The sequence below is a fragment of the Candidatus Nitrosocosmicus sp. T genome, assembly GCF_054408485.1.
In genome coordinates, this window is sequence record NZ_CP166992.1 from 1,870,392 (window position 1) to 1,884,325 (window position 13,934).

The 13,934-nt window shown below is 32.9% G+C and carries 16 protein-coding genes; 8 read left to right on the forward strand and 8 right to left on the reverse strand.

Going from position 1 to position 13,934, the window contains the following annotated elements; all coding sequences use genetic code 11:
* Nucleotides 1–115: 115 nt before the first annotated feature.
* Nucleotides 116–424 carry a hypothetical protein gene (locus AB0A59_RS09500; RefSeq protein WP_458743286.1) on the reverse strand — a complete coding sequence of 103 codons (309 nt, stop codon included), beginning with the start codon at nucleotides 422–424 and terminating at the stop codon, nucleotides 116–118.
* A gap of 431 nt (nucleotides 425–855) precedes the next feature.
* Between AB0A59_RS09500 and AB0A59_RS09505 the strand changes: the two genes are divergently transcribed.
* Entirely contained in the window at nucleotides 856–1,425 is a 570-nt protein-coding gene (locus AB0A59_RS09505) for a hypothetical protein (protein ID WP_458743288.1), read from the forward strand.
* A 74-nt stretch (nucleotides 1,426–1,499) separates the two neighbouring features.
* Here the strand turns inward: AB0A59_RS09505 and AB0A59_RS09510 are convergent, their stop codons facing one another.
* A complete protein-coding gene (locus tag AB0A59_RS09510) occupies nucleotides 1,500–1,916 on the reverse strand; it encodes a hypothetical protein (protein ID WP_458743290.1) in 417 nt (138 codons plus the stop codon).
* Between the two features lie 888 nt (nucleotides 1,917–2,804).
* On the opposite strand from AB0A59_RS09510, the gene AB0A59_RS09515 reads away from it, so the two are divergent.
* A complete protein-coding gene (locus AB0A59_RS09515; RefSeq protein ID WP_458743291.1) occupies nucleotides 2,805–3,167 on the forward strand; it encodes a hypothetical protein in 363 nt (120 codons plus the stop codon).
* A 269-nt stretch (nucleotides 3,168–3,436) separates the two neighbouring features.
* Here AB0A59_RS09515 and AB0A59_RS09520 read toward each other — a convergent pair whose 3' ends face one another.
* Both AB0A59_RS09520 and AB0A59_RS09525 read right to left on the reverse strand, forming a co-directional pair.
* On the reverse strand, nucleotides 3,437–4,000 hold the full coding sequence (locus AB0A59_RS09520; RefSeq protein ID WP_144732171.1) for a methane monooxygenase/ammonia monooxygenase subunit C: 564 nt from the start codon (nucleotides 3,998–4,000) through the stop codon (nucleotides 3,437–3,439).
* Nucleotides 4,001–4,213: 213 nt separating this feature from the next.
* Nucleotides 4,214–4,792, reverse strand: a complete 579-nt coding sequence (locus AB0A59_RS09525) for a hypothetical protein (RefSeq protein WP_458743293.1) — start codon at nucleotides 4,790–4,792, stop codon at nucleotides 4,214–4,216.
* A gap of 95 nt (nucleotides 4,793–4,887) precedes the next feature.
* Here AB0A59_RS09525 and AB0A59_RS09530 point away from each other — a divergent pair, with 95 nt between their 5' ends.
* The 4 genes from AB0A59_RS09530 (at nucleotide 4,888) to AB0A59_RS09545 (ending at nucleotide 9,851) form a co-directional block, all read left to right on the forward strand.
* Entirely contained in the window at nucleotides 4,888–5,319 is a 432-nt protein-coding gene (locus tag AB0A59_RS09530) for a hypothetical protein (protein ID WP_458743295.1), read from the forward strand.
* 163 nt (nucleotides 5,320–5,482) lie between these two features.
* A complete protein-coding gene (locus tag AB0A59_RS09535) occupies nucleotides 5,483–6,514 on the forward strand; it encodes a NosD domain-containing protein (protein WP_458743297.1) in 1,032 nt (343 codons plus the stop codon).
* 1,311 nt (nucleotides 6,515–7,825) lie between these two features.
* Nucleotides 7,826–8,215 carry a hypothetical protein gene (locus tag AB0A59_RS09540; protein ID WP_458743299.1) on the forward strand — a complete coding sequence of 130 codons (390 nt, stop codon included), beginning with the start codon at nucleotides 7,826–7,828 and terminating at the stop codon, nucleotides 8,213–8,215.
* Nucleotides 8,216–8,927: 712 nt separating this feature from the next.
* Nucleotides 8,928–9,851, forward strand: a complete 924-nt coding sequence (locus AB0A59_RS09545; RefSeq protein WP_458743301.1) for a hypothetical protein — start codon at nucleotides 8,928–8,930, stop codon at nucleotides 9,849–9,851.
* 340 nt (nucleotides 9,852–10,191) lie between these two features.
* Here AB0A59_RS09545 and AB0A59_RS09550 read toward each other — a convergent pair whose 3' ends face one another.
* Both AB0A59_RS09550 and AB0A59_RS09555 read right to left on the reverse strand, forming a co-directional pair.
* Nucleotides 10,192–10,449, reverse strand: coding sequence for a hypothetical protein (locus AB0A59_RS09550; protein ID WP_458743302.1), 258 nt, complete (start codon nucleotides 10,447–10,449; stop codon nucleotides 10,192–10,194).
* Nucleotides 10,450–10,528: 79 nt separating this feature from the next.
* On the reverse strand, nucleotides 10,529–10,693 hold the full coding sequence (locus AB0A59_RS09555; RefSeq protein WP_458743304.1) for a hypothetical protein: 165 nt from the start codon (nucleotides 10,691–10,693) through the stop codon (nucleotides 10,529–10,531).
* A gap of 111 nt (nucleotides 10,694–10,804) precedes the next feature.
* Between AB0A59_RS09555 and AB0A59_RS09560 the strand changes: the two genes are divergently transcribed.
* Nucleotides 10,805–11,866, forward strand: coding sequence for a hypothetical protein (locus AB0A59_RS09560; RefSeq protein ID WP_458743306.1), 1,062 nt, complete (start codon nucleotides 10,805–10,807; stop codon nucleotides 11,864–11,866).
* A gap of 11 nt (nucleotides 11,867–11,877) precedes the next feature.
* On the opposite strand, the gene AB0A59_RS09565 is transcribed toward AB0A59_RS09560, so the two are convergent.
* Entirely contained in the window at nucleotides 11,878–12,393 is a 516-nt protein-coding gene (locus tag AB0A59_RS09565; protein ID WP_458743307.1) for a hypothetical protein, read from the reverse strand.
* Nucleotides 12,394–12,429: 36 nt separating this feature from the next.
* Between AB0A59_RS09565 and AB0A59_RS09570 the strand changes: the two genes are divergently transcribed.
* Nucleotides 12,430–13,071 carry a hypothetical protein gene (locus AB0A59_RS09570; RefSeq protein ID WP_458743309.1) on the forward strand — a complete coding sequence of 214 codons (642 nt, stop codon included), beginning with the start codon at nucleotides 12,430–12,432 and terminating at the stop codon, nucleotides 13,069–13,071.
* Between the two features lie 14 nt (nucleotides 13,072–13,085).
* On the opposite strand, the gene nadX is transcribed toward AB0A59_RS09570, so the two are convergent.
* Nucleotides 13,086–13,925 carry an aspartate dehydrogenase gene (gene nadX, locus AB0A59_RS09575; protein ID WP_458743310.1) on the reverse strand — a complete coding sequence of 280 codons (840 nt, stop codon included), beginning with the start codon at nucleotides 13,923–13,925 and terminating at the stop codon, nucleotides 13,086–13,088.
* Between the last annotated feature and the right edge of the window lie 9 nt (nucleotides 13,926–13,934).

Genomic DNA, 13,934 nt, shown 5'->3' on the forward strand with positions numbered 1-13,934 from the left:
GTCAAAAAAAGGTAATTAATTTTGTTTCAATTACAGATTATCCAATAAACCGGGCTATTCCCTTCTTATTAGAATGAAGTGCGGGATGTTAGATATAGTTGCAGGATATGATGTTTTATATTCCCACCCTTGTACTAACAATTTTTTTTGCTTCCTCAATATCGGTGACAGCAGCAATATCTACGATTTTTTTTCTCAGATATGTAGGTTTTTTGGTATCCGGGATATTGAATTTATGCTTGTGTTCATAACCATTTTCATAGATTGGTTTCCAGATCGTTTTTCCGGTGACCGAGTCTTCCCCCATATTTAGGAAGGTGATCAACTGTTCTGAAAATCCAGAGCTTTTGCATATAGTACATTCTCGCATCTTTTTTTGATAAAGCGGTGTTGATGCTTCCGCTTGATTTAATGTATTAGACATTTTTAGGCGTAACAAGATCGCATGTTGCACTTATTAATTTATGATTTATTAAACTATGAGAAGCAACGACGACGTAATCAAGAATCGATATTAATTTCAAATGCGGTGTCGTACTCATATTAGAGATTGGACAAGGAATAGGTATATTCGAGAAGCATGCATATTCCTCTATTATTATTGATCACCATTCAATCATGTTGATAATCACCATTATTGTTACGCCCTAACGTGTATCTTACGAACATACAATAGTGCTTGTGCAATATACATTAGCGGCATATCATTCAATTACATCAATATAGGATTAGGAATTTCCACCAATATGAATTTACTATGACTCTTACAGTTGTTTTTAAAAAATAACCATGGTACAAATGATTTTTGATAAAAATATATAATGGATTTATGTGATAGAACAGTTAGTTAGCACAATGATTAATTTTCTTATCATAGTAACGATTTTGGTTATTATGGCTATGGTTAATGTTCTGCCTACTTCAAGCGCTCAACCAACCTGGGAATTATATGAAAATAATGCCTGCGGAATATCACTGAAACATCCATTTGTTTCAGACACCATATTAGATAACACTGGTGCTGCTAATAATTTTCAAATTCATAGTTTCAAAGACCCTATGGATCCCGATTCAATGAACATGACTTTAGCGGTATCCTGCATAGACAAAGCAATTCCGATAACCTATGAAGTCATGGAATTAGCGAAATCAAGTTTGGTAAAGGATTCTAAAGCTATTGTTTATGAAGATATTTCATTTAATAGAACAACAATTGATGGAGAAACAGCAGGGTCAGTGGCAGTTAGCAAGCCTACCGGATTTGCAGATATTACAGAGATTGATAATATTATTGAAACCAATCATTCGAATCAAACCTTTGTCATTAAACTAAATTTTGCCGGTGATGAAGGTGTTAGTGGATTTTATAACAACTATAAATATTTGGCAGACAATCTTATTGACTCCATAAAATTTTTGAAGTGATTAGATTTTTTGCAAATATTGATTTGAATCATAAAGTTATTCATTAAGACAAGATCTTGAGGTAAAATCATAGGTCATCTTTTCAGCCTTTTAACAAATTCAACAATCTCATACACCAATTCTGCCTCCTCTTTCAGTATATCATGCTCCTTGAGATAGTATTCATATTCATTTTCCAATAAAACGATCCCACGATCTAAATCTTTTCCATATATGTTTAGCACACTTCTTAGTAAAGCTGTGTTCAAATAATGATGGTCTCCATGGTCGATAGGTTTGTCAAAAAGAATCCCAATATGATTTAAAATATTCTTCTTATTTAAGTCCAATGAATGCAGTATAAGATTTGCTTGGGCTATAACTACAGTATTATTATTATTTTGCTGCTCTGATTTTATTTGGGTATAGAGTTTATTTTTATAAAAATCAAATGCATTTTCAACCACCCTTGAGTAGCGTATAAAACCATTAAGGTAATCTTCATTTATCATAATTAAGAAAAACAGAAGAGCGTATTAATTCCTATGTATCCAATAGAGACAACCATATTTCCTGTTACTTCATATAAGATCAATCTATTCAAACTTGATATGCAATTGATTCCCGCCCTCATAATTGCCCTTCATTGGATTTTCATTCAAATAGAGAAAAGAGAAATAATTTTTTGCTACATTTTTTAATTCAAATTATAGTATATGTTGTTCATTTTTTATTTGTAGACCACCTATCGATTTGAAAATTCATCAAAGGTTCTAAAAAGAGAATTTTTAAGGCTCATAAATTATATAATGAATCTCTGCTAGAAAGTTCCCCTTGCCGTCCCTATAGAATGAACGCGAATTAATGAATGTAACCCTACATATTTTTTAGCGCTTTTATAAGTGAGTGAATGTAGGGAGCTAAAAAGGCAATGTTAGGATTGATTTATACAAGCACTCCTGCAATGAAAAATAAACTGGTTGATGTTTGATACTATCATGATTCGGAAGATAGTGCCAGATAATAAAAACAGTTAGGATAGCAAATGTGCAATTCCGTTGATTTGAACTTGGCGTAGTCTGATTACGCTGTAATATTAGTTCATATCTATTGAAAATTAGGTAGGGTTGGTTGTTGTTTGTTTCTTTTTGGTTCTATTAAACATCTTCATTATCTTTTCTTTTATCGAGTTATTAGTTTGTGTCATTTACTACTTATGTATATAGAGAGGATCTTTGTCTTAAACCTTTTTATGATTATCCTGCATAGCACTACTTTTATTTTAAAAAAATAATCTCATGGTTACAAACAAGATAATTTTTCTAGTAAAAAAATTACTATCAATCACAGTAAAGCATCGTATTAAACCTAATTATATACATATTTTCATTTAATGGGTTATGGCTATTACCTTGTCATCATCTACGTTACCCACAAATTCATTTATGGAAGAAGATGAAATAAGGTTCCGTCTGGAGAAAATAGACGAATGTAACCTCCTGCTAAGAAGGCTAGATGGAGGAACGCATTATATTAGGTGGGACGGAATTTTACCATCAACGAAGCACTCAGCAAAGTCAAATCTAAAAAGAAAATTAGAAATTAAAATTGAATCCAACTTAGAATATGGCAAGTTTATTTACTTAAGAAAACCCTACATTTCTAAAAAAATTAAGATATGTGGTAGAGATGCAGCATGGATAAGATCGTGGAAAACTGAACAATTGACAGAATTAGTTTCAAAGTTATCATTCCTAAAATGAATTAAAATAATTTTGCTGCAATAAGTGTTGATAATGACAGAATATTGTAGATATTAACCATTATTCTCTATTTACAAACGGGTCTTTCGGAATTATATCTGATACTTTTTGATTTTCAATAACGCAGTATAAAATTAATTATAATTAGCTAAAAAACAAACAAATTAAAAATCAAATCAAAAAACAAACTAAACCTAAACCAAATCAAATTAAAAACTGATAAAACAAACTGATTCTAAAACTGATTCTAAAAATAAAAATAAAAAAGATTAAGGAACTGATCTGCTGTAGAGTTTTCCTTCTAATGCTAGTTTGTACATTTCTGCTACATAGGGGTTTCTTGCAGGAGTTTCCGCGCCAAGTTCCACCAAACGTGCGTATACCCTAACTACATAGGCCAAAGCACCCATGAAAGCTACTACTACACCCATGTTAAACATCCAGTGGTTAGGTACTGAAAATATTTCTTCAACAAACCAAAAGTGCCACATTTCATTGATACCAATAGTGAACATGGTAGCTAAATAACCGATAATGGTTATCTTTAGACCAGTATTCATTGAATTGTTTGGTCCTCTTAAAACTGGTACTCTCCTGTCATACATTGCAACAAATCCCCAACCTAGTGGGAGTGCAATAAAGTGACTGTATAACCACCAATGAGCTGGTGTAAATGCACTGTCTCTGATAGCTGTTTGATGTAATGATCCGTCAACAAAGTTGTCTACTTCTACTGATGCAGCAATAGACCCTAGCATAATGACCATCAAATATATCTTTTTTAGCCTTTGGATTTCTACTTCCTTTGGAATTAATGCAGGCATTTGTGCCATTTTACTATCACTGTATCTTCACTGATTAAATATATAAGATGTGAACTAAAATATTTGGAAATAATTCTAGCAATTAATATAACATTATTAAATTATTAGACTATTAGTCAATTAATTAACTAAATTTTACACATTTTATTAGTTTTATCAAGCTTATCATCTTTGATTATCATGGGTGATAAAAAACGTGCTACAAAAAATAAAGATTAGTAATTAGGAAATGGTTATATTTTTATTCAACTCAAATGACTTACCCGAATTTTCATCCGTAATCTCATAAAGTATTACATAGTCTCCCGATGGAAAAGGGTTAGATAGTGTCACAGTAAATGGTATAAACACTTCTTTATTCTGGTAATGAGAAACTATATTTCCAATTGGTACATTTTCTTGACTACCTACAATAGTACCGTTAGAGTTTGTCATAAGAAAACTGGCCCCAAAGTCGATGGAAAAGAGTGGTGTTCCGTTTTCATCCGTTATATTTTTATACTCAAATCCAATTGGTTCGATGTATAATATTATTTTTTCTCCTGGAGAATAAGTAGTAGAGTTCCTTTCCTCGTAGATTCCAAAACCGCTTGGTTCAGTTGTCACAAATAAATCCTTATTTGAGTAAAAGTCAGTTGTACTATTGCTGGCAGTTGTACTATTGCTGGCAGTTGTACTATTGCTGGCAGTTATCCCCTGAGCATTAGCTTGACCAATATTGAATCCATTGACCAAAGTGCCTACGGCCGCAAGGAACAAAAGTGCAAATAAGAACACAATTTTTGATGAATTATTTTTCATACACATTTCTTTAATTTTGACAATTTATTAATATAACTATAATAGCAATGTAGAACTAAAATTAATTTAATAAATAATATGGATAAGAGGATTAGATGATAAGTCTATTAGAATACCTTCCGATAATAACTTCAGGACTCTTATTTATGGCCATACTCACTCTTGTTGCAAATAGAAAGAATTTGAGATTACAGAGCGAATATCAAATATATGCAAGAATGATTGAAGCACGGTTGAAACTAGAGACCTCAGAGCCTTTTATTAAAATGGCAAGGGAAAGCCCATTTTTTGCAGACAGATTTGCTCTTGTGGATAGTCCTGATCAATTTTACATGCTTAGAGCTTTCATAGACCTGTATGAGTTCATCTATAGACTTCATAAGACACATGTTATTGATGATCAACTTTGGCTAAGGTGGATGTCTTCTGCAAAAGCCATGAAATCCATTCCCAAATTCTTGAATGTATGGGAGAAAACTAAGTCGGTTCATTCACCTGATTTTGTCAAATTTATCGATTCACTATAGCAGAGGGGTTTGTCTATATTCTATAAATGAGGTTTACACGCTTATTCATCCCTAAAAATTTTTACGAAATAAACATAACAATTATCAATTACAAATCCAATGTCATTTCTTATTAGAAAATCACGGAAAATCGATATATTTTTTTAAAATATACATAATGTAAATGGCAATACAACACAAGAAAATCTTATCAATTGCAATCCTAGCATCTTTACTAGTTTTTAGCTTCACCGTTTCATCTTCAACGGCAATATCCTTTGCCACTGAAGGAAACCAGGCTACAGGACAAAATAGTCAAGACGGTAATAATGACTCAGAAAGTGAAATAAGTCAATCTAGCTCAAGCGCTCAAAGTTCTGAATGCTTATCGGAAGGGAAGACAGTTGCAAGTTGCAACAACTTAAGTTTCCAAGCAAACGTGAACGGAAATTCTGATGACGAAGGGGAAGCAGGGACAAAAGCCACAGTCACTCCAGAGAGCGAATCATCATCACCCGCTGTCCAAGCCACTGCAGAGCCAGTCAATGCATCTGTCTCTTGCGGAGAGGTAATCAAACAAAGCGTCAAATTGACATCCAATCTTGATTGCAAGACTGACGGTTTAATAATTGGAGCAGATGGGATCACAGTCGACCTTAACGGTCACACGATTTCCGGTCCAGGTGTAACAACATCTAAGGTAGGAGCAATGTTAAGCGACCAAGACAATGTTAACATCGTTGGTCCAGGTATTATCCAAAACTTCCAAGCAGGAGTATTAAACACAGGTGGACAAGATGACAAAATATCTGCTGTAACATTCACACAAAACCAAATAGGCTCATTTAACACAGGCTCAGCTAACACTGCAATAGAAGACAATCTGTTCTTTAGCAATAACATAGGTGTGGCATCCCATTCCTCAACAGGGACTACGTTGACAACAAACCTCTTTAAAGCAAATGACCTTGCAGGTGCAACATTCGTAAACTCTGCAGCAAATGTGGTCTCATTTAACACCATCCAAGGATCAGTAAGTGGATTGTTCTTCGACGGACAAAGTAGCGACAATACAGTCAATGCAAACAACATTTTGGATAACACTGGTGTTGATATCAACAACGCAAATGGCCTTCCATTAAACGTGAACAATAACCAATTCAGTGATAACAACTGTAATACATCAGTCCCAGTCGGCCTCTGCTTAGGCAAATAACCACTCTTTTTTTTGTTTCGACTCTTCTTATAAAAATAATCAAATTATCAATTTCTAATCATCTTCTGAATGTTTCTCAAACGTTTAGTAAATAGCAAAACCATAAGATCATTCTGTTTATAGATTTTGATATCTCGCATAACTACACTTACAAATCATCTTTGACAACGCGATAGTATAGTTGATCTGTAAATACTGCAGACCGCAGATCGAAATCAAATATTGAATTATTTTGGGTCCAGGTGTACAATCTAATAGTAACTTTATCCCAATCGATATGAAAAACGGGATGATGGTTTAACATCTATGCCATTTCATTAACCGAACAAGAAAATTTGAGTGATTCAGGGAAACTTCCAAAGTGGAAGCTTTTAGTAATTTTTGTGATTTTCCTGGAGTATCACCAAACACTGGCCATCCAATAGATTTTATTAAACAGCCAATAATAGAACCATTTTTAACCGCGTGATACTTATTTGTAGAATCATCATATTCTCGTTAGAGATTACGTTCTAAAATATCTCCTGTGCTAATATTTTTATTTATTAAACGACTTTTTGTATAAGATACACCTTTCAGAGTAAAATATGAGTCTGGAGGAAGGACCACCAAGTCGTATCTAGATTCATAGTCTACCAGATTGGAAGGTCAATTACATACTATTAGTAGTAACGTCATCATATATTTTAGATCCGATTGAAAAACCACCTTCAAAGGTAATGGTGTATGGCATAATTTCCAATGGTTTCAGAAAATCCGATTATCACTTGCACTGTTCCTCTATCCATTCTTTGTATAACTTTTCCAAAGATTTGAGATCTGCTGTTGTACATAACCTCTAAAATTGAACGATTAAGAAGGAAATGATAGTTTTGTTCCTTGGCATAAGATATTCTAATGAGAGTTCAAAGGGAGCAGTTGGCAAAAAATAAGAAATATGATCACCATAGAAAGTATTAGAGTATTTGCCGTTACACTGAAGCGATCGTTTGAGCTAATTTCGAATGAGGAAACCAATTGTCAAAAGGTAACGCTTATTTGTATGATTTACATATAAATGATTTTGCCCTCAAAAGACATTACACAGATTATAATAACAATATCTCAATATTTCCATCTGTGAATTATCATTCTACTGAATCAATCGCATCCAGATGATCATACAAGTTAACTTTCTTGTGTTTGGTTTTATTATATATATAGAGTAGCAGAAGTTATAGATTAATAGAGTCTACAAATTGTAAATTTCTCTCATCGATTGATACATTTGATTCGATAAATTATTATACAAATTATGTTATTAAAATGTGGATGAGCGGCATTGACACTATTGTAAAGAGATTTGATGAATTTGAAAACTCTATGAGGGAAGGGTTGCCCAAAGTGGACCAAAGACTGATTATTGATATGCTCCACAGATTAAAGAGGGATGACTCACCAATGTATACTATAGAAATATTTCTTAGAGAAAGACCAAGTGCGGATGAAGTAAAGTCAATTATCTCAGAGGGTTTGGGAGTAATGCCTGCATTGTATGATCATGGAACTCATATAGTAGTAGCACATCGATTTAATTTGCAGATGCTTGAATATATATCAAATAATTTGAATGTGGAAAAGATCCGAGGAACATTTACGGGATCGGGCCGTGGTGCTTCTATAGGGCCTGTTTTTGAAAGAGACGATAAACCAGATTACTAGTTGAAAGAACAAACGAGTAAAAAAAGAAATCTATATTCATCATATTAGAATAATTTTTCTGTGTTTGGTTTCAAGTAGATTAAATCACATTCCCTTTTAGTTTTTTGGATTCATTGTTTTGATCAATAAGCATCAAAGTAATGGATAACAAGTTAGTCGAATAATAGGTGTTGATGCGGATCTTGATATTATTATCTAACAAATATGGCATTTAAAAGAAAGATCGCTGATCATACCCTACTTTCTCTTTTACTCTCTATAACACTAAAAAATATCACCTTATTGTGATTGCTGTAGTCTATCGCTCAGGACAGCATCTAGGTCTCATCTAAAATTATTATTCAATCTGATATTTTTTAAAAATCAGGATATCAAAGTAAATCATAATGTCTGATTAGACTAAAACTAAGAGAATGACTATATTAGATCTAGATTGTATTATTTTCTAATTCTGTTTAAGAATAGATTATCTCAAAGATAATTGACATCTCAATGAATTAATTTCTGTGTGCAAAAACAATTTAAACATATGAACTTGGTCTGTTGGGTTTCATGAGAAATCATTGACCAATAGATTGTCCTTTCTTAACCCATTATAATACTAATACTTTAAAATATAAAAGTCGAAATTGGATTAGGTTATTATTAATTTGAGAATAAATTAAAGTGAATTGATTTTAATATCTGACCAATTTATTTAGTTTGAGGATTTATGGATGATGAATTTACTTTTTATGAACTAGGATCAAAATTTCCTCTAATGGACTCTATTTTAATAGGATGTCATGCTGATAGGGGAATAATCCCCCATGAATGTTGCGAATATAATATTATTTCAGTATATGATGATAACATGATATGTCCTCAAAATCTGGTCTCAGAGAAAGAACCGAATGTATTAAAAAATAAAAAGAGAGTTTATGAAGTCTTGATCCTTTCTGCTTATGAATTTATAAATAATCCAAATATCAATTATACCAAATTTGTTCAGATGCCGGGACAAGTTTTAAAATCCAATATTGTTAACCATTTTTTTGATAAATGTGACAATTACAATAAATCCTTCAATTTCGTGTTAAAAGCCAACATTATTAAAAATATTTGTGAAATCACTAACTTGCTGGGTTTACTTGCTAGAGAATTTGTGGATGAAAGATATATTTCATTTCAATTAAAAATGTTATCGCTAAAAACCTTAGAGAATTTTATTCATTTCTACCTAAATTCGGAACACAGACCATCTCATCTCAAATATCAGATCAACTTGGTTAAGCAAAATGAAAATTTGAAGACTAGGGAACATATTGATCAGCTGTTAGAATATATGGGAACTAATCGAGCAAATATTTCTTCTTATACGAGGAGTGAAAAATCATTAAGGTTTTTAACAAGAGATGAAGACTTTAGAAAAAATAGAATATTATTTAATAAGTTAGAATTTTTTAAAAAAAAATCAATGTACGTGGACGGCATTTTACTAATTGACAGTTTTATTCTAGATAAGGTTCATAATGAACAATTCATTAAAAAATACAATAAATTATTGAATCACATTATTGATATTCAAACTCAAGAAAAAATAACAATGTTAAAGGAAGTAAACTTATTACTAGAAATTAATAAAAATCTAATCTAAAGTAATTATTGAATCACTATTGCTTGCTCTAGTGGTTCAACTGTTTTATTTCTTGCCCTCAATTTTGCTTTATACTTTAAGTTTCTCGGTTTAGTTCTTAGCCTATATCCACAGCATGGGCACCATAAACCATCCCATTTTATGAAAATTTCACAAATTTGGCATCGTTTTTGACCGCTTGCGTAACGGCCCGACCCCACCGGCTTTTGAGCTTTATGTCTGATACAAATACCTTTACAAGTCATACTTGAAAACCATATCAATGTCGGCGATCTCACTTATAAACTTATATAAGCTTCAATAGATATTTATAACTAAATAAAAAATGGAGTTGATATATCTAGTTGGTCACCGATATATTCTTTGGTTGAAACAGCTCATGCATAGTCAAGTATTCATCTAATTTCATCCTTATGTCATCCTCTGTCGTGTCATCCATGCCTGAGAATCCAGCCTTAAAATTAATTTTATTTTGCGAAATGTTTACATCTGAAACTTCCATATCTGCATAAACATTTCCCATTTCATTAACCCATTCTTGTGCTTCGTTCGTATCAAATCCCTCTGCGTCTATATTTACATTATACATCTTGGTCACATTATACCACTGCTTTTTTTTTATTTAGGATATTAATAAAGATGACGTAATGAACTGTAAAAAGCAAGTTGATTTGCTTTCATTTTTTTTCCTCAAATCCCCAATGTTTCATCAAATCTTTTTCAAATTTTGAAGCTTGATCCTCACTTAGAGGGTCGCCACAATTTTTACAAGAAGGTACCACCTTCATACCGTATAATTTAAAATCCACATCATAAAAGTGGATTTTTGTGCAATTACACATTTTATGTATCCGTATAGTCGGTTTGCTAATTTATCTCTTATTACACTTTAGCTAGGAAATGGAAAATTAGTAAACATTTAAAGAGCAATTATGTTTAATTGTAACATACAAATGGATAGGAAAAAAACGGTAAATAAAATAACAGTATTTTTTCTAATAACTATGCTTGGGGTATCGTTCATGCAGGTCAATCAATTGATTGGAATGGCTTTTGCTCAATCAGAAAACTGGTATGTAGGCAAAGGTGTAAAGCCAGATACGTATTATACTTATGAAATTAAAAATACAGATACTAATCAAGGACAGCCATTTACAATGACTATTTATTTTAAAGAATATAATGAAACAGGAAAATATTGGGTAGCTCCAACATTCGTAGTAGATCAGGGCAAAGTAATCAATGGTACATTCCATCTGAGTAACTTGGATCTTACTGCACTGGGATCTTCACCAATTCCCCCAGAGATGAGTGAATATCGTAGTGCTTATTCAACAACATTAACATGGCTAGCAGCATTTGTACCAATGCCTGGACAATCCTTAAGCTCACCATCTTGGGGAAAAATTGCCTCAATTGGTGGTCCTGAAATTAAACCAGGAGGCAACGCAAAAGTAACCACATCTGCAGGGGCATTCGATACAAGAATAATAACCTATCACAAGGGAGTTGACAGTCACATCTACATAAATAAGGATTTACCTTATCCTGTTAAAGCTGAAACATATGCTGATGTAACTTTCGGTACAGCTCCTATTCAGTACAGTTATGAGTTAAAACAAACTGGGAGTGGTGAACCACCATTACCAGAGAGCCAAATAGAAATTCCGGTACCACCGTTAAGTCTCAAGACACCAAGAGGAACCCACGTAGTACAATTATTGTGGGAACCAGTGGCGATAAAAGCAGGCAATGACACGAATTTCGGAGTAATATTTACTGACGACAAGAACAACATTGTTGAAAGAGTTACATATGGTTATAAAATAACGGGTGAAAATAATACGGTTATAGACGAATTCAAAAATCAAAGAGCAAATGAAGGTACTGGCCAATTTGTGTATAAATTTGACACACCAGGAGATAAGGCCCTTCAGATCACGTTAGAAACTGCATCAGGTGAGGATCTCGGAATGTTTGTTGAATCTGCTACATTTAACCTTGTAGTACAATAAACGAAACTTTTTTAAAAATTTTCACCTTTCTTTTTAACTCTCTCATAGTAAACGTTGGATAATAACCAATTACCGAACCTTTGAATTTCATCATCTATTTTGGTCCAAAGATGAAAGGAACCCGGTAACAAGTCAATGCGGGAATTATTTGAGTCTGAATCCTTAAAATTTATTTTTAGGCCTTCCTTTCCCTCATACATATAAGCATCAATTATTTGGATAGTCCTAGTGAATTCCTTTGTTGCTTGAAGTTTTATTTGTTGCCTGTCTATTGGGAAAGTTTTTCTAAATTTATCAAATATAAGACTCAAATTTTCAGTCCCAAAATTTTTAATTTCAACTATCTTCCTACGATCTGGAAAATGAATTTCTACGACTAGACCGTACCTGGATCCCACAAAATTTGATAATTCGTTTAGCTTGTAGTATGCAAGCGTAGGGTTCTGGGTAACAGTTTTCTGAAAAAATTCCATGTTAGCATCGATATTATTTTTGAGTTCAAGCAACAGGTTAGTAAATTCATCCACATGTATGTTGAAATTAAAGTTTAATAAATAAGTTAAATGACTAAACTTTACCCTATAATGTTCGCGTCCGACAGAGATTCTGAACGAGCCACTAGCATCGAAGATTACCAGAATACATGTACTGAATTCATAACTGATATAAGCAAAGACTATCGTGATTGGGTAGAGAGATACCAGCTTCCAAAAGATGAAGAGGTGCATAGAAACGCTGATATCAATGATATCGTAAAAAAAACAAACGAGTGTATATTCAAGTTTGGAAACACCATAAAAAAAATCGACATAATCATGAATGATGGAATCAACAAGATGGCCGAAACCACTGCAGGATATCCATTTCAGATAGATGTATCTAGTAGTAGTCAAAAAAGATACATACTTCATGAGAAAAGGTCCATAAAACTCAACCTGAGGTCTTATCCACGTCAAAACAGACGGGTCAGGGTTTGCAACTATGACAAGGACAATATTTTTCTGTTATCGTCTAGTAATAAAATAGATGTAAAGTACAGCAAGACTAGTTTTGAGGCTTCGGACCTGCTTGATGAATTTATCATAATTAACCCAATTCAATTCGATAAAGAAGAGGTTATTTCAATTACTATTAAGGTTGAGGAATTAGAAAATGATATGGTTAAAGAAAGTCGTGGTTATACTACACTTTTAATAACAAGATAATAATAATTGGTAAACTAAGAACCGATCTTTAGATTTTTTGCACAAATGCCCCGCAGACATTCTATTGCTGACAGGATCGCCAAATAGCTAGTTTTAGGATTATCAGGACTAGTCATATTGTCTACCTTGAGCTGGAAACTTCCAAATTTCCACTTGACATTTATCTCGTGTTGATTGTTTAATATTTTCGGATCTACAACTATCTTGACCCTGGTTTTTTCAAAACCAATGCCTGCTAAACTAACTAATGCGGAGATATTAATATTTGAAGGGAATTCTTTGATAGCATCAATGGCATTATCATCAAAAATAACCTGCTTTTCTTTGATGGTATCGATATCAACACCTCTATTGTAAAAATATGGTGCGCCTTTTAATGATTTGATGCTTTTTGTGGTTACGATAGTAACATTCTCAATATAGTCTTTTACACTACGAAGAATATCAGCGCCACCAATCGCGCCCGACGGAAGGAAAACATTGCGATCAGTATCAGCCAATAATTGAATAATAGTTTTATAAAATGTCGGATCAGAAAAAGCACCTATACTCATCATCATGATGTCCTTTCCTTGTTCCAGTATTGTAGTCATGTATGTTTGAGCAGCTTTAATCGACGCAGCCTCAATGACAAGATTAACATTTTGGTAGTCCTTTGATGTAATAAGTTCATTAAAGTCATTAAAAGTACTTGACGGTTTGGCATTTAACTCATTACATAGATACGCTATCTTTTGAGTATCTATGTCAAATAAGATTGATAACTTACAGTTTGGGATTCTCTTAGCGTCAATGCTACGTGCTATTTCTCCTCCAATAGCCCCGCAACCTATTATTGCAACTTTTATATCCAATTATAACTA